We start from the raw sequence: 25,758 nt of genomic DNA, 5'->3' as shown, positions 1-25,758 counted from the left end.
TTTTCAAAAACTACCATACGAACGGAATTAGAGCCAAGGTCAATTACTGCTGTTTTTTTAGCCATTAAATATCTTTATTTTTATGTTTTAAACGAAGCTCATCAATGCTTTCTACATTATCAGGATCAGGTATGATACAATCTACTGGACAAGCTACTATACAAGCCGGTTCTGAAAATTCATTCACACATTCAGTACAAAGATCAGGATCTATGACATAAATTGGATCATTATCATAGATTGCTTCATCGGGACATTCTTCCCTGCATGCATCACAAGATATGCATTCTCTAGTGATTAAAAGTGACATATTTTTTTCCTTTTTATAAGTAATAAAGCAAACTTATACTATATAAAAACTTATAGGTAATTTAAAATGAAAGAAAAAACAAAATCTACTTTTTAGAATGATTAAATCATTCTAAAATTTTAGTTAGTTTTTTTAGGAAAACAAAAACGATACCCTCTACGACGCACGGTTTCTATGGTAGAGATGTTAAGCGGTTTATCCATTTTTTGTCTTATTTGATTGATTGCAACCTCTATAACATTTGGAGTTACAAGTTCAGGTTCTTCCCAAATAGCATCTAAAAGTTGTTCTTTTGACACAATCTGATCTGAATGTCTAGCTAAATGAGTTAAAACTTCAAAAGGTTTTCCTTTTAATTCTATATCTTTTCCTTGATAAGTGATTTTTTCTTCATCAGGATCAATCACTAAATCATCGATTTTGATCACATTTGTTCCGCCAAATCTAAGTCTAGCTTCAATTCTCGCCATTAAAATTTCAAAATCTAAAGGTTTTTTTATATAATCATCTGCTCCAGCTTTCAAAGCTTTGATTTCATTTTCTTTATCTGCTTTTGCGCATATTGTAACTATAGCGGTTCTTGGAGATTTTTGCTTAATGGCATTAATTAAATCACTTGCATCATTATTGCCAATAGTCCAATTTGATAATACTAAATCATAGTGTCTAATACCTATAAAATACTCAGCGTCTTTAAAATTTTCTGAAGTATCACTTTGATAGCCAAACTCATTTAAGGTATTTGATAGAGTTTTATTAAGTGATGCTTCATCTTCTACAACTAAAATACGCATTTTATTCCTTTGAAGATAGTTTTAGTGCAAAAGTATAACACAAATTAAGCAAATGTTCAAAATTCTTTAAAAAAATTTTAATATTTTTTACTCAGACTAGCTCCAACGCATGCATTTTTGATAATATCAGGTTTGTAACAAGTGATATTTATAAATTTAAGCTTTTTATTATGTTTTTTAATATCCTTGCATATGTATTTTAAAGATTTTTCTATAGTTTTAAATTTTTTCTTTTTATAAATTTTTTCTATTCTAATACAAAGTTTTGCATAATCTAAAAATTTTTTACTTTTAGCTTCTAGTTCTATAATAACTTTTTGTTCTTGAATTCTTTCAAAATCCAAAAGCCCTATAATACATTTAAATTCTAAACTGACTTTTATATGACTTTGCATTCTTGTTTTCCAATAAGCCTTAAAATATTTGGTATATGTTTATAAATTACTATAAATGCAATAACAAAAATTGGTGCATGGGTGTTGATCACAGGCATGTTATAATGAAAAATAAATGAAGTAGCTATTAAAACAATTAAAGCTCCTAATGAAGCTAAGCTTGAAATTTTAAATACCTTTCCTATGATAAACCAAGCTAAAACCGCAGATATTATTTCAAAAGGTAAAAATACTGCTAAAACCCCAGCCCCTGTAGCCACTCCTTTGCCACCTTCAAATTTTAAATAAGGAGAAAAGCAGTGCCCAAATACTGCTAAAACAGCCATAGTCCATAAGATATTTTCATCATAGCCCATAAATTTTGCCACTAATATAGGTATGATTCCTTTTAATGCATCTAAAATAGCGGTTGCAATAGCAAGTATTTTAGCTAGTTTAGGATCGCTTTCTTTTACTACCCTTAAAACATTTGTAGCGCCTATACTTTTACTGCCCATATTTTTAATGTTTGTTTTAGCAAAGATTTGAGCTAGTAAAAGCCCAAATGGTATAGCGCCTATGAGATAAGCTAAAAGATAGATTATTAAATTTTCCATTTACTTTTCCTTAAGATTTTTGTAAAACTCTGTAATAATAGCAAAAAACCCTGAAATAAATATTTAAGAGATATTTTCTCCTATAATAATTTTTATTGTTAAATATAAATTTTTTATATTATTTAAAGAAAATTATAGATATATTTTCAATAAGTTTATTTTAAATAGGCTTTATTTTATCTTATTTAGGAGTAGATAATGAAAAAAATTTCATTATTAGTTGCATCATCATTATTAGTTGCATCAACTGCTTTTGCTAACGATAAAGCTTTGCTTGATGAAGCAAAAGCTGCAGGTTTGGCACCTTTACCAAAAGATCAGACAGGTGTTGAAAAACTATTAAAAGAAATGGGTATTAAAGCTAGTAAATTCTCTAAAGAGAAAGCTAACCTTGGTAAAAAGCTGTATTTTGAGCCAAGACTTTCTAAAAGTGGTTTGATTTCTTGTAATACCTGTCATAATTTAGGTATGGGTGGTACTGATGGTATAGCGGCTGCTGTAGGACATAAATGGACAGCTAATCCTCATCATTTAAATTCGCCAACAGTTTATAACTCAGTTTTAAATTCAACTCAATTTTGGGATGGTAGAGCAGGAACTTTAGCAGATCAAGCAAAAGGACCAATTGAAGCAGAACCTGAAATGGCAACTCCTGCTAAATTAGCAGTAGAAAAAATAGCTTCTATGCCAGAATATGTAAAAGAATTTAAAAAAGTTTATGGTAGCAGTGGAGTAACTTTTGATAATATTGCAGATGCTATTGCTACATTTGAAAGAACACTTTTAACTCCATCTAAATTTGATAAATTCTTAGAAGGTGATACAAAAGCATTAAATAAAAAAGAAAAAGAAGGTTTGAAAACTTTCATCGATAAAGGCTGTACAGCTTGTCATACAGGGGTAAATTTAGGTGGTAGTATGCAGGCTTTCCAAGTAGCAGCTAAATATAAATTTGCAAATGTAGGTGATTTTAAAGGTGATGCAAATGGCTTAGTTAAAACTCCAACCTTAAGAAATATTGCTGAAACTGCTCCGTATTTTCACAATGGTGCTATTTGGTCTTTACAAGAAGCAATCAAAGAAATGGGCAGTGTGCAACTTGGCATAGAAATTTCTGATAAAGAAGCAGCTTCTATAGAAACTTTCTTACATGCCCTAACAGGTAAAAAACCAAGCATTACTTACCCTCAACTTCCAAAAGCAACTGAAAAAACTCCAAAACCAGAGCTTTAATTTAAATCTTAAGACGCTTTTTTGCGTCTTAAGCTTACTTTATATAAAATCAAGATATAATTACTGCTTTTAGCCATTAAAGCTTTCTAAATTTATGTTTATGCATAATGCTTTATGGTGCTACCAAAATATTTTAAGAAAGGATAGCTGTATGTATGCTATTATAAAACACAGTGGAAAACAATACAGAGTAAGCCAAGGTGATGAGCTTAAACTAGATCGTTTTGAAGCTGAAGCAAAATCAAGCATAGAAGTAAGTGAAGTTCTTGCTATATGCGATAAAGAATTAAAGGTAGGTGCGCCGTTTGTTGCGGGTGCAAAAGTTGTTTTAGAAGTGATTGCTCATGGAAAAGACAAAAAAGTTGTGATTTATAAAAAAAGACGCAGAAAAGACTCAAAATTAAAACGCGGTTTTAGAAGACAATTTACTCGCGTTAGAGTAGTAGATATTAAAGCTTAAGGAGTAAAGAATGGCACACAAGAAAGGTCAAGGTTCAACTCAGAATAATCGTGATTCTATAGGTCGTCGTCTAGGTGTTAAAAAATTTGGTGGAGAATTTGTTCGCGCTGGCAACATCATCATCCGCCAAAGAGGAACAGCAACTCATGCGGGTAATAATGTAGGCATAGGAAAAGATCATACAATTTTTGCTTTAATTGATGGTTTCGTAAAATTCGAAAGAAAAGATAAAAATAGAAAAAAAGTTTCTGTTTATCCTGCATAATTTTAAGGCTACTTTGTAGCCTTTTTCTTCTTTTTAATCTTAATATATTAAAAAAAATATAATATCATTTTAAAAATTTATACTTTGGTGATTGTATGTTTATAGATAATGTGAAATTAGTTTTAAGTTCAGGTAATGGTGGCAAAGGTGCTGTGAGTTTTCGCCGTGAAAAACATGTTCCACTCGGTGGGCCTGATGGTGGCGATGGTGGAAATGGCGGCGATGTATATTTTATATGTGATAATAATACCCATACGCTAGCGCACTTTAAAGGTAAAAAAGAACTTAAAGCACAAAATGGCCAGCCAGGCTTAGGTCGTAATAAAAACGGCAAAAGAGGGGAGAGTTTAGAATTAATCGTTCCTCAAGGCACTCAAGTAATTGACGCACAAAGTGGGGAAGTTTTGCTTGATATGTTAGTAGAGGGCCAAAAAGAATTATTTTTAAAAGGCGGTAAAGGTGGTCTTGGTAATACTCATTTTAAAAACTCTACTAATCAACGCCCAGATTATGCCCAACCGGGTGTGGCAGGAAAAACCTTAAGTGTGCGCTTAGAATTAAAACTCATAGCAGATGTTGGACTTGTGGGCTTTCCAAATGTAGGAAAATCCACTCTTATAAGCGTAGTATCTAATGCAAGACCTGAAATAGCTAATTATGAATTTACTACTTTAACTCCAAAACTTGGTATGGTTGAAGTAGATGATTATAATTCTTTTGTGATGGCAGATATCCCAGGTATTATAGAAGGTGCAAGCGATGGTAGGGGTTTGGGACTTGAGTTTTTAAGACACATAGAAAGAACTTCTTTTTTGCTTTTTGTGCTTGATCCATTAAGAGATATGAGCTTAAAAGAGCAATTTTGTATTTTAAGAAAAGAATTGGAAAAATTTTCAAGCAAGCTTTATGCAAGAAATTTTGGCTTAATGCTTTCAAAAAGTGATAGCGTAAATTTAGGCGAAGAATTTGCACAAAAAATAGAAGATGATTATAATGAGCTAAAAGCTTATTTGCAAAGTCAAAATAATCCGCAAAGTTTTTTCATCAAGGTTTCAAGCCTTGAAAAAACTGGACTTAAAGAGCTTAAATTTATGCTTTTAGAAGAAGTTAAAAAAATTAGAAGTCAAAATAATCTTTGATGAGTGAAAATTTAACTATAGATTTTATTCAAGAATATATCAAGTCTAATTTTAAAGGCTTGGTATATAAATTTACTTATAAAGAACATAGCTTTTTTTATAATCCCGATAAGGTTTTAAAAAACGGAGTTTATTTTTGCACTATTAAAGAAAATGATGGCATAAATGATAAAGCTTCGAATTTAAATAGAGAAGGTGTATTTCGTCTAAGTTGCTCTCTTTGTGATCAAGATTACCAAAATCTTTTTGGTAAAAAACCTAAAAAAGCTTTAAAGGGTGAGGTTGTTAGTTTAAATTATGATTTTTCTATGCTTGATTTTATCATGCCTCATCCAATTTATGCTTATATGGGATATATTTGCATCAACAACCCTTCTAGAAAAAATTTTGAAATTTTTAAAGATTATCTTGAGCTTTCATATCAAAAAGCTATAAAAACTTATAAAAAAAGGATAGTGGTATTATGAAAAATATCATTTTTATGGGAACTCCATCTTATGCAACTTGTATTTTAAAAGAGCTTGTTGATAAAGGGTTTAATATCCAAGCTTTATTTACTCAACCTGACAAACCTGTGGGTAGAAAGCAAATTCTAACTCCAAGTGATACTAAAAAATTTGTTTTAGAAAATAATTTAAATATAGAAATTTTCACTCCAAAAAGTTTAAAAGATGAAAACATAACTAATAGAATAAAAAGCCTAAAACCTGATTTTATAGTTGTTGCTGCTTATGGGAAGATTTTACCAAAAGAAATTTTAGATATTGCCCCTTGTATCAATTTACATGCTTCCTTACTTCCTAAATATCGTGGTGCTTCACCTATACAAAGCGCTATTTTAAATGGGGATAAAATAAGCGGGGTTTGCACTATGCTTATGGAAGAAGGGCTTGATAGTGGTGCAATTTTAGAAAGTATAGAATGTGATATAGAAGGTAAAAATTCAGCTGAAGTGTTTATTATGCTTTCAAATTTAGCTGCTAAACTTACTGTTTCTACGCTTTTGAATTTTGAAAAAATTATCCCAAAAAAACAAGATGAAAATTTAGTTACACATTGTAAAAAAATCAAAAAAGAAGATGGCTTGATTGCTTTAAATAATGCAAATGAAATTTATCAAAAATTTTTAGCTTTTACACCTTGGCCTGGAATTTTTTTAGAAAATGGTTTGAAATTTTTAGATATAGAATTAGTCGATAGTGAAAAAACTCAAAAATCAGGCGTGATTTTACAAATAGAAAAGGAAGGCTTTTTGCTTTCATGTAAAAAAGGTGTTTTAAGGATTAAAAATTTACAAGAAAGTGGAAAAAAGGCTTTAGACGCTAAGACTTATTTAAATGGAAAAAGGTTAAAACTTGGAGATAGTTTATTTTGATGAGCTTGAATCAACTCAAATTTATTTAAGTGATAAAATTCGTAGTGGAGAAATTACTAACAATACAGCCATTTGTACTTTTATCCAAAGTGCTGGTATAGGTAGTAGGGACAATACTTGGCAAAGTAAGCAAGGAAATTTACATGTATCTTTTTGCATAAAAACTCAAGAATTAGCACAAGATCTTCCTTTGGCTTCTGCTAGTATATATTTTGCATTTTTAATGAAAGAAGTATTGCAAAGAAAAAATTCTAAAGTATGGATTAAATGGCCTAATGATTTTTATATAGAAGATAAAAAAATAGGCGGATTGATGAGTTCTAAAATCAATGATTTTTTGGTTGTAGGAATAGGGATTAATCTTAAATATGCTCCATTTAATGCTGAAATTTTAGATATAGAAGTAGATATAGCAAAACTTTTAAATGAGTATTTTTCTTATGTAGATGAGAAAATTTTATGGAAGAATATTTTTAGCAAGTATATGCTAGAATTTGAAAAATCAAGAAATTTTTTTATACATAATGAAGGTAAGATTTTATCTTTAAAAGATGCTTTATTGTATAAAGATGGTTCTATATTGTTAGATAGTAAAAGGATATATAGTTTAAGATGAGTGAGATAATAACTATTGCAAATCAAAAAGGTGGGGTAGGTAAAACTACTACCGCTATTAATCTAGCGGCTTCTTTAGCAGTGGCTGAAAAAAAGGTTCTTTTGATAGATATTGATCCACAAGCTAATGCTACAACAGGACTTGGTTTTAATAGAAGTAATTATGAGTATAATATTTACCATGTTTTTATAGGCAGGAAAAAACTTTCTGAAATCATTTTAAAAACTGAACTTCCACAATTATACTTAGCTCCATCAAATATTTCTTTGGTTGGAATTGAACAAGAAGTAGTAAAAGAAAGCGGAGAATATAGAACGATTTTAAGAGAAAAAATCAAAGAAATTGCTAAAGATTATGATTTTATTATCATTGACTCACCTCCTGCACTTGGAAGCATTACGGTAAATGCTTTTGCAGCAAGCGATAGTGTTATTATCCCTATACAATGTGAATTTTATGCGCTTGAGGGTGTTGCGATGGTTTTAAACACCATAAAATTTGTGAAAAAAACTATCAACCCAAAGTTAAAAATAAAAGGTTTTTTACCAACTATGTATAGCTCACAAAATAATCTTTCAAAAGATACCGTGGAGGATTTAAAGCAAAATTTCAAGCAAAAGCTATTTAGGACAGGTGATAATGAAGATGATTTTATCATCATACCAAGAAATGTAAAACTTGCTGAAAGTCCAAGTTATGGAAAACCTATTATACTTTATGATATAAAATCCCCAGGTTCAGTAGCATATCAAAATTTAGCACATTCTATATTAGGATAAAAAATGGCAAAAAAAAGTGCATTAGGAAGAGGTTTAAGTAGTATTTTGGCTGATATTGATGAGGTTTATGAAAAAGAATTAGGATCAAAAGAAGGCAAAATAGAAGAAATTGATATAGATTTAATTAGTCCAAATCCTTATCAGCCAAGGAAAAATTTTGATATACAAGCTTTAGAAGAGCTTGCGGGGTCTATTAAAGAATATGGTTTAATTCAGCCTATTGTAGTTTTTAAAAAAGATGAATTTGATTATATTATAATAGCTGGCGAGAGAAGATTTAGAGCATGTAAGCTTTTAGAAAAAGAACAGATTAAAGCCGTAGTTTTAAATGTGGATGATATAAAATTACGCGAGCTTGCTTTGATTGAAAATATCCAAAGGGAAAATTTAAATCCTATAGAATTGGCACATTCTTATAAAGAATTATTGGAAATTCATGACATAACTCAAGAAAAATTAGCAGATCTTATTCACAAGTCAAGACCACAAATTGCTAATACCTTAAGACTTTTAAATTTAAATAAGCAAACGCAAAATTTCATTATAGAAGGTAAAATTTCACAAGGTCATGCAAAAGTTTTAGTAGGACTTGAAAAAGAAGAAGAAAAAATGATAGTTGATACTATCATAGGTCAAAAACTTAATGTAAGAGATACAGAAAAACTGATTAAAAATTTTAAAAATTCAAATAATTTAGAAAAAAATACAAATTTAAATAAGCAAAATCAATCTATATTAAATTTAAAAGAAAAAATAGAATCTTTTGGATTTAAGACAGTGGTGAAAGATTTAAAAATTATTGTTAATTTTTCTGACGAAAATGAGATTTTAAAATTTTTAAAAATACTAGATTAAATATGCTTTTAGGTATATTTTGGTATAATTGCGCGTTTTATTTAGATTTATTTAGGAGTATTAATGTTTAATGATGTACATTTTTCCATCATGATAGCTACTGGTGTCATTTTTTTGCTCATGATAGCAATTTTAAATTCTATACTCTATAAACCTTTGATTAAATTTATGGATTCTAGAGATTTGACCATTAAAAATGACGAAGAAAAAATGAAAAAAAATTCTGATGATGTTTCAAATGTAGAAAATGAGTTGGAAAAAATTCATATACAAACAAGAGATGAGATTAATCAAATCAAAGCAAAAGCAGTAGAAGAAGCTAAAATAAAACAAGAAAAAGAATTATCAATAAAGAAAAAAGAATTAGAAGAACAAATGCATGTTTTTCTAAAAAGTCTAAGAGAAAAAGAAAAAGAATTAAAAGAAGAGATGCGTTTAAAAATGCCAGAATTTAAGCAAAGCTTTAAAGATAGCTTGAGTAAAATTTAAGGAAGATAAATGTTGAAAAAAATTACATTATTATCGGTGCTTCCTTTTTATGCTTTTGCAGCAGGTAATGGAAGTGGCGAGTATGATATTATCCCAAGAGCAGTTAATTTTGTTTTGTTTGCTGCTATTTTATATTATTTTATAGCAACACCTTTAAAAAATTTTTACCACGGAAGAATTGCAAAAATTGCCTCTAGGATGAATGAAATACAAGAAAAACTTATTGCAAGCAAAAATCATAAATTAGAAATGATGAAAAAACTAGATTTAGCTAAACAAGAAGCAATTAATGCAGTTGCTCTTGCAAAAAAAGAAGCAGAAATCATTACAGATAAAATAGAAGCTGAAACAAAAATGGAGATTAAGGCTTTAGAAAAAACTTATGAAGAGCATAAAGAATATGAAATAAGAAGAATGGAAAAAGAAGTTGTGCAAGCGGTTTTAGAAGAAATTTTTGAAGATCAAAGTTTACAGCTTCAGCAAAAAGAAATTTTAAATATCATGATGAAAAAGGTGTCTTGATGGAAAGTGTAATTGCAAAAACCTATGCAAAAGCTATATTAGAAAGAAAAGATTTTGAAAATTTTTATTCAAATTTATTACAACTTAGTTCAGCTTTTGCTTCTGATAAATTTGTAAGTATTTTAAATGCTTATGAGCTTAAACAAGAAAAAAAATTAGATTTTATACTTTCTTTATTAGATAATCCAAGCGATGCTTTTAAAAATTTTATGAGCTTAGTTGTTGGCAACAATAGAGAGATGTTAATTCCAAGCATTACTAAAGAATTGAGTGAACAAAAAGCATTAAAAGAAAATGAATTTTTAGGGCAAGTTTATTCAAAAGAAAAATTAAGTGAAGAAGAAATTAAAAATTTAGAAGAAAAACTTAGTCTTAAATTCAACGCAAAGATTAGATTAGATAGTAAAATAAGTGATAATGACAGTGTAAAAATTAGCTTAGATGGACTTGGTTATGAAATTTCATTTTCAATGCAAAGCTTAAAAGCTAAAATGAATGAATATATATTAAAAGCAATTTAAGGAGACTTGATGAAATTTAAAGCAGATGAAATTAGTTCTATTATAAAAGAAAGAATTGAAAAATTTGATTTTAATCTTGAAATAGAAGAAACCGGTAAGATTATTTCAGTTGCTGATGGTGTTGCTAAGGTTTATGGTCTTAAAAATGCTATGGCTGGCGAGATGGTTGAATTTGAAAATGGCGAAAAGGGAATGGTGCTTAACCTTGAAGAATCAAGTGTTGGTATTGTTATTTTAGGAAAGGGACTTGGCTTAAAAGAAGGAAGTTCTGTAAAAAGATTAAAAAAACTTCTAAAGGTTCCAGTTGGTGATGCATTGATAGGCCGTGTTGTAAATGCTTTAGGTGAGCCAATCGATGCTAAAGGAGCGATTGAAACAAGTGAATATCGCTTTGTGGAAGAAAAAGCAAAAGGTATTATGGCTAGAAAAAGTGTTCATGAACCATTACATACGGGTATTAAAGCTATTGATGCTTTAGTTCCAATTGGTAGAGGACAAAGAGAGTTAATTATTGGTGATAGACAAACGGGTAAAACTACTGTTGCAATAGATACAATTATTAGTCAAAAAGGTAAAGATGTTATTTGTATTTATGTGGCAATTGGTCAAAAACAAAGCACAGTGGCTCAAGTAGTTAAAAAGCTTGAAGAATACGGTGCAATGGATTATAGTATAGTAGTAAATGCAGGTGCTTCAGATCCTGCTGCATTGCAATATCTTGCTCCATATACAGGTGTAACTATGGGTGAGTATTTTAGAGATAACTCAAGACATGCGTTGATTGTTTATGATGATTTGAGTAAGCATGCTGTTGCCTATCGTGAAATGTCTTTGATTTTGCGTCGTCCTCCGGGTCGCGAAGCTTATCCAGGGGATGTATTTTATTTACATTCAAGATTGCTTGAAAGAGCAAGTAAATTAAGTGATGAGCTTGGCGCAGGAAGCTTAACAGCATTACCTATTATTGAAACTCAAGCAGGGGATGTTTCAGCTTACATTCCAACCAATGTTATTTCAATTACCGATGGTCAAATTTTCTTAGAGACAGATTTGTTTAACTCAGGTATTCGTCCTGCGATTAATGTTGGTTTATCTGTGTCTCGTGTTGGTGGTGCTGCACAAATTAAAGCAACAAAACAAGTTTCAGGTACCTTAAGACTTGACTTAGCTCAATATAGAGAATTGCAAGCTTTTGCACAATTTGCAAGTGATTTAGATGAAGCAAGTAGAAAGCAACTTGAACGCGGACAAAGAATGGTTGAAGTTTTAAAGCAGCCTCCATATTCTCCGCTTTCAGCAGAGAATCAAGTTGTGATGATTTATGCAGGAACTAAAGGATATTTAGATGATATTGCAGTTTCAAAAATAGGAGAATTTGAAGCAGCCTTATATCCATTTATTGAAGCTAAATATCCAGAAATTTTTGAGCAAATTAGAACTAAAAAAGCTTTAGATAAAGATTTGGAAGAAAAATTAGCTAAAGCGTTGAGTGAGTTTAAAGCAAACCATATATAAGGTTTTTAAATGTCTAATTTAAAAGAAATAAAAAGAAAAATAAAAAGTGTCCATAATACACAAAAAACAACTAATGCAATGAAGCTTGTTTCTACTGCCAAATTAAGAAAGGCAGAAGAGGCAGCTAAAAAGTCAAAGATTTTTGCTCAAAAAATTGATGAAGTTTTATCTGAAATTGCTTTCAAGATTAATCAATACGAAGGTCTTGATGATAAACTTCCATTTTTTAGAAAAAAAGACAATATTGAAAAAATGGATATTATTTTCATTACTGCTGATAAAGGCTTATGTGGCGGTTTTAACATTAAAACTATTAAAACAGTAAATGAAATGCTCGAAGATTGTAAAGCAAAAAAAATCAAGGTAAGATTAAGAGCTATTGGTAAAACAGGTATTGAGTATTTTAATTTTCAAAATATTGAAATTTTAGAAAAATATTTAGACACAAGCTCTAGCCCTGATTATGAAAAAGCTTGTGCTATTATTGAAAATGCAGTTGATGATTTTATAAATGAAGTTACAGATAAGGTTGTAATTGTACATAATGGCTATAAAAATATGATTTCACAAGAAATTCGTATTAATGAATTATTACCAGTGCAAGCTATTGCGAGCAAAGAAGAACAAGAGTCTCAATCTTTAATGGATTTAGAACCTGAAGATGAAGAAATTTTAAATGATTTATTAAAAACTTATTTTGAATATAATATGTATTTTTCTTTAGTTGATTCTTTGGCGGCTGAGCATAGTGCAAGAATGCAAGCTATGGATAATGCAACCAATAATGCAAAAGCTAGAGTTAAACAACTCAATTTAGCTTATAATAAAGCAAGACAAGAATCTATTACCACCGAATTGATAGAAATTATCAGTGGTGTTGAGTCAATGAAATAAATTTAGGAGTGATGATGCAAGGTTTTATTTCTCAAGTTTTAGGACCAGTGGTTGATGTTGAATTTAAAGAATATCTTCCACAAATTAACGAAGCTATAATTGTAAATTATGAATTAGAAGGAAAAGAATGCAAGCTAGTGCTTGAAGTAGCTGCGCATTTGGGTGATAATAAAGTAAGAACTATCGCTATGGATATGACTGATGGTCTTGTTAGGGGTTTAACGGCTGTTGCGACTGGAAACCCAATTAGCGTTCCAGTGGGCGAAAAAGTACTTGGAAGAATTTTCAATGTAACAGGTGATTTGATTGATGAGGGTGAAGAGATCAATTTTGATAAGCATTGGTCAATTCATAGAGATCCACCTCCATTTGAAGAGCAAAGTACAAAAAGTGAAATTTTTGAAACAGGTATTAAGGTAGTTGATTTGTTAGCTCCTTATGCAAAAGGTGGTAAAGTAGGACTTTTTGGTGGTGCAGGTGTTGGTAAAACCGTTATTATTATGGAGTTAATCCACAATGTTGCATTTAAACATAGCGGTTATTCTGTTTTTGCAGGTGTTGGTGAAAGAACTCGTGAGGGTAATGATCTTTACAATGAAATGAAAGAAAGTAATGTTTTAGATAAAGTTGCATTATGTTATGGTCAAATGAATGAACCACCAGGAGCAAGAAATCGTATTGCTTTAACAGGTCTTACTATGGCTGAGTATTTTAGAGATGAAATGGGACTTGATGTGTTGATGTTTATTGATAATATCTTTAGATTTTCACAATCAGGTTCTGAAATGTCGGCACTTTTAGGAAGAATTCCTTCAGCTGTTGGGTATCAACCAACTTTAGCTAGCGAAATGGGTAAATTCCAAGAGAGAATTACTTCAACTAAAAAAGGTTCTATTACTTCAGTTCAAGCAGTTTATGTGCCAGCAGATGATTTAACAGACCCTGCTCCTGCAACTGTTTTTGCGCATTTGGATGCAACTACGGTTTTAAATAGATCGATTGCTGAAAAAGGTATTTATCCAGCTGTTGATCCGCTTGATTCTACTTCAAGAATGCTTGATCCACAAATTATTGGTGAAGAGCATTACAAAGTAGCTCGTGGAGTACAATCAGTACTTCAAAAATACAAAGATTTGCAAGATATTATTGCTATTTTAGGTATGGATGAATTGAGTGAAGAAGATAAATTGATCGTTGAAAGAGCAAGAAAAATTGAAAAATTCCTATCTCAACCATTCTTCGTTGCTGAAGTATTTACAGGAAGTCCTGGTAAATATATTAGTTTAGAAGATACAATAGCAGGTTTTAAAGGTATTTTAGAAGGAAAATATGACCATTTACCTGAAAATGCTTTCTATATGGTAGGTGGAATTGATGAAGTTATTGAAAAAGCAGAAAAACTTAAGGCTTAATAATGGATAATTTAATACATATAGAGGTGGTAACGCCTCTTGGTATGATTTACAATGATAATGTAAAATCTATTGTTCTTCCTGGAAGTGAAGGTGAATTTGGTGTTTTAAAAGGACATGCATCTTTAATTTCTTCTTTAAGGGCAGGGATTATAGATATAGAAAAATCAGATTCTACCCATGAGTTAGTTGCTATTGATTCAGGTCATGCAAAAGTTTCTGAAACGAAAGTAAGCGTTTTAGCAAAAGGTGCTGTGTGGGTTGGAGGAAATAGTGATAGTGAAATAGCAAAAAGATTAGCAGATGCAAAAGATTTAATCAAATCTATGAGTAGTGATAGTGTTGCTTTAGCTTCTACTTTTGCTAAGATGGATAATAATGTAAGGCAAAAATAGTGGATTTTCAATCAATTTTTCATTTTTTTGAAAATACAAGCTTAATTACTTATATTGTATTGGCTTGGCTTTCGGTGTATTTTATACTTAGTTTTAGTATTTTATTTTCAAGATTAATGCTTATTAATAAATGGATGCAAGATGAAAGTCAGGCTTTAGAAGCTTTGATGAGAGGAGAGAGGGATTTAAGCCAAAGTGCATCAATTTTAAAAAAATGTATTGAGATTGATGAAACTAAGATGAATATTTATAAAAATTCTGTTGAGAAAAAAGCCACAATTGGATTAACTTGGCTTAGTATTATTGCTTCAACCTCTCCTTTTATAGGTCTTTTTGGTACAGTTATTTCTATACTTGAAACTTTTGGTGGTTTAGAAATGCAAAATTCTTTGAGTATTATTGCGCCAAAAATTAGTGAAGCTTTGGTAGCTACAGGTTGTGGAATTTTAGTTGCAATTCCTGCATATAGTTTTCATTTGATTATCAAACGCAAAGCTTATGAACTAATTAATATTTTAGATAGTGAGATAAAAGTATTAGTAAGTTCAGCAAAGGTTTAATTGATGTTTTTAGAAGAAAAACCCGAACTAAATATTACACCTTTAGTGGATATTATGCTTGTATTGCTTGCTATTTTAATGGTAACAGCACCAAGTATTACATATGAAGAAAAAGTTCAACTTCCTCAAGGTTCACAAAAAACTTCAAGTGCTCCAAATATCAAAAGTTTAATTATAACAATTAATGCAAAAAAAGAAATTTTTATAGGAAAAGATAAATTTAATTTTTTAAGTTTTGCGGATAATATGAATGCATTAAAAGTGCAATATAATACTCAAGAAACAGTTTTCATTAGAGCGGATAAGAATTTAAAATATGATGATGTAATGAGTGTTTTAAGAACAATGAAGCATTTGGGTTTTCAAAAAGTTGCTTTGCAAACTGAGTAAAAAATGGAAGAAAATTCTACATATAATTTTAAAGCTTTTACTTATGCGATTTTAGTTTATTTTTTTGTTGTTTTTTTAGTATTTTTTAAGTTAGTCGAATATAAGCCAAAAGCTATTGAATATACCAATGATCCCAATAGTTTTATTAATATAGAACTTGGAGATAGTATAAATCAAAATCAAGTAAATATGATACAAGAGCTACAAAAGGAAAATTTGCAAAGTTTATTTGAAGAGAATCTTTTGCAAAAATACACTACAAATAAAAATGTTAATACTCAAAATGTAGAACAACAAGCTAGTGTTTTCAATGAGTTATTTGGCAAAATAGAAGACTATCAAGAAGAAAAAACTACAAAAGTACAATCTTCAATGCCATCGAAAAAACCTACTTTTACTCAAAGAGAAAAAATCAATGATTTTTCTAAGCAATTAAATGAAAATCTACAAATTAATCAAGAACTAGGACAATCTGTTATAGAACAAAAAATAGGAGTTTATGATCAATTTTTAGGTGCTGTTAGAAAACATCTTGAAGATAGATGGAGAATATACAATCCTAGTGGTAATTTAAGTATAGAAGTAGAATTTGTAATTGATAATAACGGATATTTTTATTTGTTAAGTACCACTAGCGCACATAGTGATAATTTTGATAAAAAGGCAAAAGAATTTTTACAAAATTTAGAAGGAAAATACATAACTTTACCTCCAAATGGTAAAATAAGAAAAATTAAAATGAAACTTAGTGATATAATTGAGTTTAAAACGGAGAAGTGATGAGAAAAATATTAGCGTTTTTATTTTTTTGTTCAGTATTATTTGGGCAAGATGCGACAATATCTGTTGTAAATAAAGGTATGCAATTACCTAAAATTTATATTAAAGATCAATCAAGATTGAATGATTTAGATCTTAAAAAAAGCTTTTATAATATGCTTGTTAATGATATAAAAGTGAGTTCAAATTTTGAATTAACTCAAGATGAAAAACAAGGTGATTATATTTTTTCTTATGTTTTAAATAAAAATGGTAAGCTTTTGGATATTGATGTTGAAATTTTAGCTGCAAATGAAACAAAAACGAGATTTTATGAGCAAATTCTTTCCATTGAAGAATATCCATTTTTAGCACATAGAAGTGTCGCTCAAATGAATAGAAAATTAGGTTTTGCACCGGTTGATTGGATGGATCATAAAATTTTAATAGCTAGGACTCAAGGTAATAAGCAAAGTGATATTTTGTTGGCAGATTATACTTTAACTTATCAAAAGATATTAATATCAAAAGGTTTAAATTTATTTCCCAAATGGGCAAATAAAGAACAAGATGCATTTTATTTCACTGCTTATGAAGATGAAATTCCAACACTTTATAAATATAATATGAAAAATAAAAATATCACAAAAATCATTGCCAGTAAGGGTATGATGGTTGCTTCTGATGTTAGCGATGATGGTAAAAAAATTTTACTTACTATGGCGCCAAAAGATCAGCCAGATGTGTATTTGTATGATACAGATACAAAAGATTTAAAACAGATTACAAATTATATGGGTATTGATGTAAATGGCAACTTTGTAGATGATGATAAAAAAATCGTATTTGTATCAGATCGTTTAGGTTATCCAAATATTTTTATGCAAAATTTAGATTCTAATTTAACAGAACAAGTAGTTTTTCATGGTAAAAATAATTCTTCAGTTTCTACCTATAAACATTATATGGTTTATTCTAGCAGGGAGGTAAATCAAAGTGGGGTTTTTAATCTTTATTTAATGTCAACCCAGAGTGATTATATAAGACAACTCACTGCAAATGGTAAAAATCTTTTTCCAAGATTTTCAAGTGATGGAGAAAGTGTAGTATTTATTAAATATTTAGGTTCACAAAGTGCCTTAGGAATCATTAGAATTAATGCAAATAAGGCTTTTCATTATGGTTTAAAGGTGGGTAAAATTCAATCAATTGATTGGTAAAATATCAAAATTGTATTTTTTTTGTTATAATTAAACATGATTTTTAAATAAAAAAGGGGAAAAGCAATGAAAAAAATCATTTTTGCTTCAATTACTGCGTTTGCTGTTATTGTAAGTGGTTGTGCTACAAAAAATACTAGTGTAAGCAGTTCAAGTAGTGTAGATGGATCAAAAGGTAGTGGTGGTTCTGATAGATTTGAAAATCTTGAATCTTTAAATTCTATTGCAAATGTGTATTTTGATTTTGATAAATTTAATGTTAGAAAAGATATGCAAAAAGTTGTTGCAGATAATGCTGAAATTTTCAATAAAGAAGCTGCGAATGCTGCAATTGTAGTTGAAGGAAACTGCGATGAATGGGGAACTGATGAATATAATCAAGCTCTAGGTTTAAAAAGAGCTAAAGCTGTTAAAGAATCTTTAGTAGCTCAAGGTGTTAGCGCAAATAGAATAAGCGTAAAAAGTTATGGAGAAACTAATCCTGTATGTACTGAAAGAACAAAAGCTTGTGATGCGCAAAATCGTCGTGCAGAATTTAAATTATCAAAATAAGTTTTAAATAAATGAAAATCAAATTATTATCAGTAGCTCTTTTAGGAGCTACTTTTTTATACGCTGAAATTTCAGCATTTGATGCAGGAAAAGTAGATACAAAAACACCTTATGGCTTAACTCAAAATGAAAAATTACAATACGAAAATCAAGAACGCTTAAAAGCTTTAAATGAATATTATACTAATTTGACTAGTAAGATAAATACTGCTGTAGAAAATATAGAAGGTTTACAAAGTGTAACCGAGGGTTTAAATGCTCAATATTCTAAAGCAAATACAAAATTACTTTCACTAGAAGAAAACTATCAAAATTTTGATGCAAATATCACAAAAGAAATTCAAAATTTAAGAGCTTATGTAGAAGAAAATAGGCAAATTCAAGAAAAAAATCACCAAGAAATTCAAAAAGTATTGAGCGAAATAACAACTTTGATCAATAAAATTAATGATGATTATGTTTCTAAAGAAGATATGAACCAAACCATAACTTTTTTTCAATCGGAAATAGCTAGAGTGCAAAATCAAACAAATAATATTCAAGTTGTTCCTATTGCTAGTGAAAGCAATAAAACACAAGAAGTCATTAAAGAAACAAATACGACTTTGGAAAAAGAAATTGTTCAAGAGAAAGATGATAGTTGGAAAAAACTGCAATCTAGCGAAATTTTAAAAAAAGCTATTGATGAAACCAATAAAAATCAATTTGATGATGCAAAAGAAAAATTTGAGCATTTAATTAGTATCCATTATAAACCTGCTAGATCTACTTTTTGGCTTGGAGAGATAAGATATAAACAAAAAGATTATGCAGGTGCTTTGGGATTTTACAAAAAAAGTTCTGCTATAAGCACCAAGGGTGATTATGTGCCAAAATTACTTTATCATACGGCTATTAGCTTAGATAAAGTTGGGGATCCAAAAAGTGCTAATAAATTTTACAAAGCTTTAAAGACAGCTTATCCTGATAGTCCTGAAGCAAAAGTTTCGCCAGATAGAAAATAAAAAAGGAGATAAAATGGCTATAGAAAAAAATAGTGTAGTTTCAATGTTTTATGAGTTAAAAGATGCAAACACAAATGAAGTTTTAGAATCAAATATTTATGCTGAACCTATTTCTTTTATTTTAGGTAAGGGTCAAATTTTAGAAGGACTAGAAGAAGAAATTCAAAAACTTGATGCCCCATGTAATGCCGATATTGTGATAAAAAAAGAAAATGCTTTGGGTGAATATGATGCAAATGCATTGCAAACTTTACCAAAAGAACAATTTGCAGGGATTGATTTGCAAGTTGGTATGGAGCTTTTTGGCGAAGGCGAAGATGGTAATACAGTAAGAGTAATTGTTAGAGAAATTACTGAGAATGAAGTTACTATTGATTATAATCATGCTTACGCAGGAAAAGATTTGTTATTTTCAATTAATATTGTAGATGTTAGAGCTGCAAGTGAAGATGAAATTTTAACAGGAATTATTGCAGGTAGCAGAAGTTGTGGATGTGGTGGTGGAGGACATCATCATGATCATCATCACGGACATGGTGGTGGATGTTGTGGTGGCCACGGACATGGTGGTGGCGGTTGCTGCGGTGGACACTAATGAATAGTGCATTTATTTTCCCAGGCCAAGGCTCTCAAAGTGTTGGTATGGGGCTTAGTTTTTATGAGAATTCACTTAAAGCAAGAGAATTATTAGATTGTGCAAGTGATTATTGTAAAATTGATTTTAAAAATTTGCTTTTTAAGGAAAATGAAAATTTAAATAAAAGCGAATTTACACAAATGGCCATAGTGTTAAACTCACTAATGGCTTATGAAGCTTTAAAAGAGCAAGCTAGTATAGAAGCTAAGTATAGTTTAGGCCATTCACTAGGAGAATTTAGTGCTTTAGCGACTCAAGGTGCATTTGACTTTTTAGATGTTATAGCACTTGTTAACAAGCGTGGCCAATTTATGCAGGAGGATTGCTCTAAAATCGAAGCTGGTATGATGGTGGTTTTAGGACTTGAAGATAAAGTAGTAGAAGAACTTTGTCAAAAGGCATTAAGTGAGCAAAAAAGTATTTTTGCAGCTAATTATAATTGTGAAGGACAGATTGTAGTAGCGGGCTTAAAGCCTGATTTAGCTTCTTATGAGAGTGAGTTTAAGAATGCAGGAGCCAAAAGAGCTATGCTTTTGAATATGAGTGTTGCAAGCCATTGTCCATTATTAAAAAATGCGTCTTTAAAACTTACAAAAGAACTAGAGCTTGTGTTAAAAGATGATTTTAAAAGTGTAGTTTCAAATGTAAATGCAAAAATATATAGTGATAAAACTCAAGCTTTAACACTTTTAAGTGAGCAACTTATAAAGCCTGTTCTTTATAAACAAAGCATTAAAACAATAGACAATGAAGTGGATTTTTATATAGAATTTGGCGCGAGCGTGCTAAAGGGCTTAAATAAAAAAATCACTCAAAAAGAAACTTATGCTTTAAGTAAAATAGAAGATATTGATGAAATTCTAAAGGTGATTAAATGAAAATAGCTATTTTAGGAGCTATGCCCGAAGAGGTTACTCCTTTACTCGAAACATTAAAAGAATATCAAACAATTGAATATGCAAATAATACTTATTATATTGCAAAATACAAAAATCATGAATTAATCATCGCTTATTCTAAGATAGGGAAAGTAAATTCCACTCTTAGCGCGACTATTATGATAGAAAAATTTAAAGCTGAACTTATGCTTTTTACAGGAGTGGCTGGTGCTTTTAATCCTAGTTTGGAAATAGGGGATTTAATCTATGCTACAAAATTAGCTCAATATGATTTAGATATTACAGCTTTTGGACATCCGCTTGGTTATGTTCCTGGTAATGAAATTTTTATAAAAACAGACGATAAGCTTAATAATCTTGCCATAGAGGTTGCTAAAGAACTTGGTGTTAAATTACAATCAGGTATTATCGCTACGGGTGATGAATTTATTTGTGATGAGAATAAAAAAGCAAAAATTAGAGAAATTTTTAATGCAGATGCTTGTGAAATGGAAGGAGCTAGTGTGGCTTTGGTATGTGATGCTTTAAAAATTCCATGTTTGGTTTTAAGATCAATGAGTGATAAGGCAGGCGAAAAAGCTGAATTTGACTTTGATGAGTTTGTAGAAAAATCCGCTAAAATTTCAGCTAATTTTGTTTTAAAAATTTGTGAGAAATTATGATAAATCTTAGCAAAAGACTAATCAGAGAAGTTGCAAAAGCAAATGCTAAGTTTTCCTTAATAGGAGATAATGATAAAGTTTTATTAGGACTTAGTGGTGGGAAAGACTCTCTAGCTCTAGCTCATCTTTTAAAGCGTATGCAAGCACATGCACCTTTTAAATTTGAACTTAAAGCAGTAACTTTAAGTTATGGCATGGGTGAAGATTACACCAAACTTCATAATCACTGCAAAGAACATGGTATTGACCATGAGGTTATTGATTCTAATATTTATGAAATTTCAGGTGATACCATTAGAAAAAATTCAAGCTTTTGTAGCTATTTTTCAAGAATGAGACGTGGTGCTTTATATACTTACGCCTTAGAAAATGGTTTTAATAAATTAGCCATAGCTCATCATTTAGATGATGCAGTAGAGAGTTTTTTTATGAATTTCATTTATAATGGTGCTCTTAGAAGTTTAGCGCCAAAATATAAAAGTAAAAGAGGTATAGAAGTCATCCGTCCTTTGATTTTTGTAAGAGAAAGACAATTAAGGGAAAATGCTATTAATAATGAATTAGAAGTAATTGGTAATGAATTTTGTCCTGGTATGAAATTAAGTGAAAAAAATGTAAAATTTCCTCATGCTAGAGAAGAAGCTAAACAGCTTTTAGCAAATTTAGAAAAAGAAAATCCAAAATTATTTACGAGCTTAAAAACTGCATTTGAAAATATCCACACGGATAGTTTTTTCATGGTTAAGGATAATGACTAAACTTTTAATTATAGTTGATTATCAAAATGATTTTATCGATGGTAGCTTAGGTTTTGAAAAAGCTACCAAGATAAAAGATAATATTCTTACTCTTTTAAAAAATCATCAAGGTGATGTTGTTTTTACTTTTGATACGCATGATGAGAGCTATTTAAAAACCCAAGAAGGAAAAAAACTGCCTATTTATCATTGTATTAAAGATACTTTTGGTTGGCAAATGCCAAGTGATTTTAATGTGTATTTAAAAAATGCAAAAAAAATCTTTTATAAGAATGCTTTTGGTAGTTTAGAATTGGCTAATTTTTTAAAACAAAATCATTATGAAAGTATAGAATTTTGTGGTTTGGTTTCGCATATTTGTGTATTTAGTAATATTATTTTAGCTCAAAGCGCCACGCCTAATTCTAAAATTATTTTACATAAAAACGCTACTGCAAGTTTTAATGAATCTTTAGAAAATAGTGCTTATGAAATTTTACAAGCTTATGGCATAGAGCTTTTATAGATGCAAGGCTTTATTTTGCACACTCAGAGTGTAAAAGATGAGGATTTGATTGTTTATCTTTTAAGTGCCAAAAAAGTTATTAAAAGTTATAGATTTTACGGAATGAGACATTCTAATATTCTAAATGGATATAAGATTGATTTTGAACTTGAAGAAAGTTCTAGATTTTTACCGCGCTTAAAAGATGTTTTACACATTGGATTTTCTTGGATTTTAGATAGAGAAAAAATGTTTTTTTGGCAAGAATTTATCAGGCTTTTTTATTGGCATTTAAAAGATGTTGAGGAGATTGATAGTTTTTATTTTGAGCTTTTAGAAGATTGTGCTAAGCGTTTTGAAAAACAAGATTGCAAGCGTGTGATTGTGGATGCTTATTTAAAGATTCTAAGCTTTGAAGGACGCTTGCATAAGGATTTTATTTGCTTTTTATGTGATGAGTGTATAAAAGAAGATGTTGTATTGATAAGGGCTTTTTTGCCTGCGCATAAAAAATGTGCTTTTGGCTATGAGTTTAAAGCTAAAGATCTTGTGAGGTTTTATGAAAATTTTAATTCATCGCATTTTAGCGATGAATATATTGATAATTTATATAAAATCATTAAAGAGGGTTTTTAAGAGTAATATCATACATCATAATAGCCTCTTGTCTTAATTTTGCGATGATATTTGCACTATCAATATGTGTATTTTTTATAATAGCTTCCTTGCTATTTTTAATATCTTCAAGCAAATTTCCAAGTTGTTTTTGGGAGCTTTGTAAGCAAGTGCTTATACATTTTGGTTGTGTTTGTTGTAAAACTTGCTCGAAATTTAAACTTTGATTGTTAAGCTTTGAAGCATGTGCTGCTAGATTATTTGCACTTGTTCTAATGCCACCTAATGCTTTGTAAATCCCTTTTGAATTGATATGAGCTGCCATGAACCTTCCTTGTTTTATGGTATCTCTTCATTCATATTGCTTAGAAATTTACAAGCAAAAATCATTCCTTATTGAAAAATTCTTGCATATATTTTCGCATAATTTCTGCATCATTAATGCGATTAACACAATCTCTAAAATTTGAAGCATCTTCATAGCCTTTAGAATATTCATGTAAGTGCTTTCTAAATATGCTTATACCTTGTTCTTTATAATGTTTTAGCATTTCTTCAAAATGCGTAAAGATGATTTTGTTTTTTAAAGTTTTATCGATTTTTTTACCAGTTTTTACCTCATGAAATATCCAAGGTTTTCCTATGCTTGCACGCCCTATCATCAATGCATCACAATTTGTTATTTTAAAAACTTCTTTAGCATTTTCTGTGCTAATATCGCCATTTGCAACTAAAGGAATTTTGATATTTTCTTTAGCTAAAGCTATAGCTTCATAATCAGAATTTCCGCTATACATTTGTTTTCTAGTGCGACCATGCATACTGATAAAATCTACCCCAGCATTTTCACATGCTTTAGCAATGATAATAGGATCTTTTTTTTCAAACCCTAATCTTACTTTGACACTAGTTAGCTTTTTATTGCTTGTTTTTTTGATAAGTTCTAAAATTCTTTGCAATTTATCAAGATCTTGCAAAAGAGCACTACCTGCACATTGTTTTATAACTTTACTTACAGGACAGCCGCAATTAAAATCAATCCCATCTATAAAATCAAAACGATTTAATATTTCTACCGCCCTTTGAATCACACTTTCATCCGAGCCTGCAATTTGAACTATATAAGGATTTTCAAGTTCAGCTTTTTCTAACATTTTAAGAGTTTTTGAGCTTTCATACACTAAAGCATTAGAACTTATCATCTCACTAATTGTTATATCAGCCCCAAATTGTTTAACTAAATTTCTCAAAGGTAAGTCTGAAAAACCTGCCATAGGAGCTAAAAACAAAGGTTTTTTACTAAAATCTATCATTGTATAAATTTTTCAAGTTCTATTTTTTTATTATGTTCTCTTAAAAAGAGCAAGAGTCTAAAATCCTTATGTTCGTTTTGATCATTTCCTAATTCATTAAGCAATTCATCATACATACCAAATTCTGCTAAAGTATAAAGATAAGCTCTTAAAGCTTGAGAATGACTATCTTTTAACTTTTTAAATAAAGCAATTAATATTTGAGGCTCTATTTTTTTACAAAGTATTTTTGTGCATTGTAAATATGACTTATCATCTAAGGTATTCATGCTAAGCAAAACTTCGATTTCAGCATGATTTAATTCCAAATTTTCTTTTTCAAATCTATCCAAAAGTAATAAAATATCATCTTGATTTTTTTGTATTTTTAGTGTTTTAATTTGGCTATAAGGTGCATTATCTAATACCATTTTATAAGCAAAATTTTCTAATTCATTTGTCAGAATTTCTTTATTTTTAATAAAAGAAAAAGCATAGTCATTATCTTTTTGGAAGTGATTTTTTTCATTTAAAATGAAAATTTCATTATGTGGATCGAGTTTGTATTTTTTTAATTCCACAAATTCCTTTTTGTCTAACTGCTCTAAAATATTTATAATATCATCTATTTTTGTATTTTGATTTTTTTCTTTAAAATAAAGAGCTTGAGTGTTTTTGGCTATATCTTGAAATTCTTGAGTTTTAAATTTAATTTTACTTATTTTTTTCAAAAATACATCAATTAAAAAATTTTCATAATTTTTGCTATCTTTAATAAGATTTTTGTATTGTAAATGTTTTAAAAAACCATAAAAGCTCATATGTAATAAAGCTAAAATCATCAAAATAAATGCAGGTAAAATTACCCATAAGCTGATAGGTAAATTTAGCTCAAAAGTAGAAATTGTGAAAGTGTAATTTCCCAAATTTAGATTATAAACTAAGGCTGCTACGATTAAAAGATAAACTAAACTTGCAAAGAAAAATAATTTTACTTTCATAATTCTTTCCTTTTTTCTAAGTTTTCACGACAATTTATACAATATTTTGCGTGAGGTTTTACTTTGAGTCTTTCAGGATGTATATCTTCATCACAATACTCACAAATTCCATAAGTATTGTTATCTATTTTGCTTAATGAATGTTTAATTTCTTCTAATTCTGTTTTTAAATTTTCGTTGATTTTTAAGTCAATATGTGAGCTGTTATCAATTTGTTGTAAATCAACTTCATCTCTTGGTTCACTATCTTGCAGATCATGGATATTGTCTATATTACCTTGAAGTTCTTGTAAAATTTCTTTTTGTCTTTGAAGTAATATATTTTTAAATTCTTCAAGATTTAACTCTTGCATAAATGCT

General features: G+C 29.6%; 36 protein-coding genes. 28 read left to right on the top strand and 8 right to left on the bottom strand.

Annotation, left to right across the window (positions count from 1 at the left end; translation table 11 throughout):
- Positions 1 to 64 precede the first annotated feature (64 nt).
- The 4 genes from L8V85_RS04320 to plsY all read right to left on the bottom strand — a co-directional run bounded on the left by L8V85_RS04320 (position 65) and on the right by plsY (position 2,095).
- Entirely contained in the window at positions 65 to 310 is a 246-nt protein-coding gene (locus tag L8V85_RS04320) for a YfhL family 4Fe-4S dicluster ferredoxin (protein WP_012660922.1), read from the bottom strand.
- Positions 311 to 429: 119 nt separating this feature from the next.
- On the bottom strand, positions 430 to 1,104 hold the full coding sequence (gene hsrA / locus L8V85_RS04315; RefSeq protein ID WP_133319681.1) for a homeostatic response regulator transcription factor HsrA: 675 nt from the start codon (positions 1,102 to 1,104) through the stop codon (positions 430 to 432).
- A 77-nt stretch (positions 1,105 to 1,181) separates the two neighbouring features.
- Entirely contained in the window at positions 1,182 to 1,499 is a 318-nt protein-coding gene (locus tag L8V85_RS04310; protein ID WP_133319680.1) for a dihydroneopterin aldolase, read from the bottom strand.
- Positions 1,484 to 2,095 carry a glycerol-3-phosphate 1-O-acyltransferase PlsY gene (gene plsY / locus L8V85_RS04305; protein WP_263669751.1) on the bottom strand — a complete coding sequence of 204 codons (612 nt, stop codon included), beginning with the start codon at positions 2,093 to 2,095 and terminating at the stop codon, positions 1,484 to 1,486. Before plsY ends, L8V85_RS04310 begins: the two co-directional genes overlap by 16 nt.
- A gap of 198 nt (positions 2,096 to 2,293) precedes the next feature.
- Here plsY and L8V85_RS04300 point away from each other — a divergent pair, with 198 nt between their 5' ends.
- From L8V85_RS04300 to recO, 28 genes are all read left to right on the top strand, one after another.
- A complete protein-coding gene (locus L8V85_RS04300) occupies positions 2,294 to 3,328 on the top strand; it encodes a cytochrome-c peroxidase (protein ID WP_133319678.1) in 1,035 nt (344 codons plus the stop codon).
- A 151-nt stretch (positions 3,329 to 3,479) separates the two neighbouring features.
- On the top strand, positions 3,480 to 3,788 hold the full coding sequence (rplU, locus tag L8V85_RS04295) for a 50S ribosomal protein L21 (protein ID WP_263659711.1): 309 nt from the start codon (positions 3,480 to 3,482) through the stop codon (positions 3,786 to 3,788).
- A 10-nt stretch (positions 3,789 to 3,798) separates the two neighbouring features.
- Entirely contained in the window at positions 3,799 to 4,053 is a 255-nt protein-coding gene (rpmA, locus tag L8V85_RS04290) for a 50S ribosomal protein L27 (RefSeq protein ID WP_039649045.1), read from the top strand.
- A 95-nt stretch (positions 4,054 to 4,148) separates the two neighbouring features.
- On the top strand, positions 4,149 to 5,192 hold the full coding sequence (gene obgE, locus L8V85_RS04285) for a GTPase ObgE (protein WP_133319676.1): 1,044 nt from the start codon (positions 4,149 to 4,151) through the stop codon (positions 5,190 to 5,192).
- The gene (locus L8V85_RS04280; RefSeq protein ID WP_133319675.1) at positions 5,192 to 5,659 is read left to right on the top strand and encodes a DUF6194 family protein; all 468 of its coding nucleotides are present in this window, start codon (positions 5,192 to 5,194) and stop codon (positions 5,657 to 5,659) included. Before obgE ends, L8V85_RS04280 begins: the two co-directional genes overlap by 1 nt.
- Positions 5,656 to 6,567 (top strand): methionyl-tRNA formyltransferase, encoded by a 912-nt coding sequence (gene fmt, locus L8V85_RS04275; RefSeq protein ID WP_263737524.1) that lies wholly within the window; start codon positions 5,656 to 5,658, stop codon positions 6,565 to 6,567. Before L8V85_RS04280 ends, fmt begins: the two co-directional genes overlap by 4 nt.
- The gene (locus tag L8V85_RS04270) at positions 6,548 to 7,183 is read left to right on the top strand and encodes a biotin--[acetyl-CoA-carboxylase] ligase (RefSeq protein ID WP_263737523.1); all 636 of its coding nucleotides are present in this window, start codon (positions 6,548 to 6,550) and stop codon (positions 7,181 to 7,183) included. Before fmt ends, L8V85_RS04270 begins: the two co-directional genes overlap by 20 nt.
- Positions 7,180 to 7,962, top strand: a complete 783-nt coding sequence (locus L8V85_RS04265; protein ID WP_012660935.1) for a ParA family protein — start codon at positions 7,180 to 7,182, stop codon at positions 7,960 to 7,962. The genes L8V85_RS04270 and L8V85_RS04265 overlap by 4 nt, the downstream gene beginning before the upstream one ends.
- A gap of 3 nt (positions 7,963 to 7,965) precedes the next feature.
- Positions 7,966 to 8,817 carry a ParB/RepB/Spo0J family partition protein gene (locus tag L8V85_RS04260; protein WP_263737522.1) on the top strand — a complete coding sequence of 284 codons (852 nt, stop codon included), beginning with the start codon at positions 7,966 to 7,968 and terminating at the stop codon, positions 8,815 to 8,817.
- A gap of 63 nt (positions 8,818 to 8,880) precedes the next feature.
- Complete coding sequence (locus L8V85_RS04255; RefSeq protein WP_133319671.1) at positions 8,881 to 9,306, top strand: FoF1 ATP synthase subunit B'; 426 nt, start codon at positions 8,881 to 8,883, stop codon at positions 9,304 to 9,306.
- A gap of 9 nt (positions 9,307 to 9,315) precedes the next feature.
- Positions 9,316 to 9,828 (top strand): F0F1 ATP synthase subunit B, encoded by a 513-nt coding sequence (locus L8V85_RS04250; protein ID WP_133319670.1) that lies wholly within the window; start codon positions 9,316 to 9,318, stop codon positions 9,826 to 9,828.
- Positions 9,828 to 10,349, top strand: coding sequence for a F0F1 ATP synthase subunit delta (locus tag L8V85_RS04245; RefSeq protein WP_133319669.1), 522 nt, complete (start codon positions 9,828 to 9,830; stop codon positions 10,347 to 10,349). The genes L8V85_RS04250 and L8V85_RS04245 overlap by 1 nt, the downstream gene beginning before the upstream one ends.
- 9 nt (positions 10,350 to 10,358) lie before the next feature.
- A complete protein-coding gene (atpA, locus tag L8V85_RS04240) occupies positions 10,359 to 11,864 on the top strand; it encodes a F0F1 ATP synthase subunit alpha (protein WP_133319668.1) in 1,506 nt (501 codons plus the stop codon).
- A 9-nt stretch (positions 11,865 to 11,873) separates the two neighbouring features.
- Positions 11,874 to 12,758: an ATP synthase F1 subunit gamma gene (gene atpG, locus L8V85_RS04235; protein WP_133319667.1), complete on the top strand. Its 885-nt coding sequence runs from the start codon at positions 11,874 to 11,876 to the stop codon at positions 12,756 to 12,758.
- Between the two features lie 14 nt (positions 12,759 to 12,772).
- Entirely contained in the window at positions 12,773 to 14,170 is a 1,398-nt protein-coding gene (atpD, locus tag L8V85_RS04230) for a F0F1 ATP synthase subunit beta (RefSeq protein WP_133319666.1), read from the top strand.
- 2 nt (positions 14,171 to 14,172) lie between these two features.
- The gene (gene atpC / locus L8V85_RS04225) at positions 14,173 to 14,565 is read left to right on the top strand and encodes an ATP synthase F1 subunit epsilon (protein WP_133319665.1); all 393 of its coding nucleotides are present in this window, start codon (positions 14,173 to 14,175) and stop codon (positions 14,563 to 14,565) included.
- Positions 14,565 to 15,125 (top strand): MotA/TolQ/ExbB proton channel family protein, encoded by a 561-nt coding sequence (locus L8V85_RS04220; protein WP_220566504.1) that lies wholly within the window; start codon positions 14,565 to 14,567, stop codon positions 15,123 to 15,125. Before atpC ends, L8V85_RS04220 begins: the two co-directional genes overlap by 1 nt.
- Positions 15,126 to 15,515 (top strand): ExbD/TolR family protein, encoded by a 390-nt coding sequence (locus L8V85_RS04215; RefSeq protein ID WP_133319663.1) that lies wholly within the window; start codon positions 15,126 to 15,128, stop codon positions 15,513 to 15,515. It abuts the gene before it with no gap.
- Between the two features lie 3 nt (positions 15,516 to 15,518).
- Positions 15,519 to 16,295: a TonB C-terminal domain-containing protein gene (locus tag L8V85_RS04210; RefSeq protein ID WP_133319662.1), complete on the top strand. Its 777-nt coding sequence runs from the start codon at positions 15,519 to 15,521 to the stop codon at positions 16,293 to 16,295.
- Entirely contained in the window at positions 16,295 to 17,494 is a 1,200-nt protein-coding gene (gene tolB / locus L8V85_RS04205; protein WP_263737521.1) for a Tol-Pal system protein TolB, read from the top strand. The genes L8V85_RS04210 and tolB overlap by 1 nt, the downstream gene beginning before the upstream one ends.
- A gap of 66 nt (positions 17,495 to 17,560) precedes the next feature.
- Positions 17,561 to 18,046: a peptidoglycan-associated lipoprotein Pal gene (gene pal, locus L8V85_RS04200; protein ID WP_263737520.1), complete on the top strand. Its 486-nt coding sequence runs from the start codon at positions 17,561 to 17,563 to the stop codon at positions 18,044 to 18,046.
- Between the two features lie 11 nt (positions 18,047 to 18,057).
- The gene (locus tag L8V85_RS04195) at positions 18,058 to 19,050 is read left to right on the top strand and encodes a tetratricopeptide repeat protein (protein ID WP_133319659.1); all 993 of its coding nucleotides are present in this window, start codon (positions 18,058 to 18,060) and stop codon (positions 19,048 to 19,050) included.
- 13 nt (positions 19,051 to 19,063) lie between these two features.
- A complete protein-coding gene (locus tag L8V85_RS04190) occupies positions 19,064 to 19,645 on the top strand; it encodes an FKBP-type peptidyl-prolyl cis-trans isomerase (protein WP_263659718.1) in 582 nt (193 codons plus the stop codon).
- Complete coding sequence (gene fabD / locus L8V85_RS04185) at positions 19,645 to 20,565, top strand: ACP S-malonyltransferase (RefSeq protein WP_263660727.1); 921 nt, start codon at positions 19,645 to 19,647, stop codon at positions 20,563 to 20,565. Before L8V85_RS04190 ends, fabD begins: the two co-directional genes overlap by 1 nt.
- Positions 20,562 to 21,248, top strand: coding sequence for a 5'-methylthioadenosine/adenosylhomocysteine nucleosidase (locus tag L8V85_RS04180; RefSeq protein WP_133319656.1), 687 nt, complete (start codon positions 20,562 to 20,564; stop codon positions 21,246 to 21,248). Before fabD ends, L8V85_RS04180 begins: the two co-directional genes overlap by 4 nt.
- Positions 21,245 to 22,006 (top strand): ATP-binding protein, encoded by a 762-nt coding sequence (locus L8V85_RS04175; RefSeq protein ID WP_220566499.1) that lies wholly within the window; start codon positions 21,245 to 21,247, stop codon positions 22,004 to 22,006. Before L8V85_RS04180 ends, L8V85_RS04175 begins: the two co-directional genes overlap by 4 nt.
- The gene (locus L8V85_RS04170; RefSeq protein ID WP_263662859.1) at positions 21,999 to 22,511 is read left to right on the top strand and encodes a cysteine hydrolase family protein; all 513 of its coding nucleotides are present in this window, start codon (positions 21,999 to 22,001) and stop codon (positions 22,509 to 22,511) included. The genes L8V85_RS04175 and L8V85_RS04170 overlap by 8 nt, the downstream gene beginning before the upstream one ends.
- Complete coding sequence (gene recO, locus L8V85_RS04165; protein WP_263737519.1) at positions 22,512 to 23,126, top strand: recombination protein RecO; 615 nt, start codon at positions 22,512 to 22,514, stop codon at positions 23,124 to 23,126.
- On the opposite strand, the gene L8V85_RS04160 is transcribed toward recO, so the two are convergent.
- The 4 genes from L8V85_RS04160 to dksA form a co-directional block, all read right to left on the bottom strand.
- Entirely contained in the window at positions 23,110 to 23,430 is a 321-nt protein-coding gene (locus L8V85_RS04160; protein WP_039617382.1) for a hypothetical protein, read from the bottom strand. The two genes, recO and L8V85_RS04160, sit on opposite strands and share 17 nt — an antisense overlap.
- A 61-nt stretch (positions 23,431 to 23,491) precedes the next feature.
- Positions 23,492 to 24,418 carry a tRNA dihydrouridine synthase gene (locus L8V85_RS04155; RefSeq protein WP_263737518.1) on the bottom strand — a complete coding sequence of 309 codons (927 nt, stop codon included), beginning with the start codon at positions 24,416 to 24,418 and terminating at the stop codon, positions 23,492 to 23,494.
- The gene (locus tag L8V85_RS04150; RefSeq protein ID WP_263661932.1) at positions 24,415 to 25,398 is read right to left on the bottom strand and encodes a hypothetical protein; all 984 of its coding nucleotides are present in this window, start codon (positions 25,396 to 25,398) and stop codon (positions 24,415 to 24,417) included. Before L8V85_RS04150 ends, L8V85_RS04155 begins: the two co-directional genes overlap by 4 nt.
- Positions 25,395 to 25,751 carry an RNA polymerase-binding protein DksA gene (gene dksA / locus L8V85_RS04145; RefSeq protein ID WP_133319649.1) on the bottom strand — a complete coding sequence of 119 codons (357 nt, stop codon included), beginning with the start codon at positions 25,749 to 25,751 and terminating at the stop codon, positions 25,395 to 25,397. Before dksA ends, L8V85_RS04150 begins: the two co-directional genes overlap by 4 nt.
- Positions 25,752 to 25,758 lie beyond the last annotated feature (7 nt).

This window comes from Campylobacter sp. IFREMER_LSEM_CL2090 (assembly GCF_025771865.1).
Lineage (GTDB): Bacteria > Campylobacterota > Campylobacteria > Campylobacterales > Campylobacteraceae > Campylobacter_D > Campylobacter_D lari_D.
This window is presented reverse-complemented; position numbering and strand designations above follow the sequence as displayed.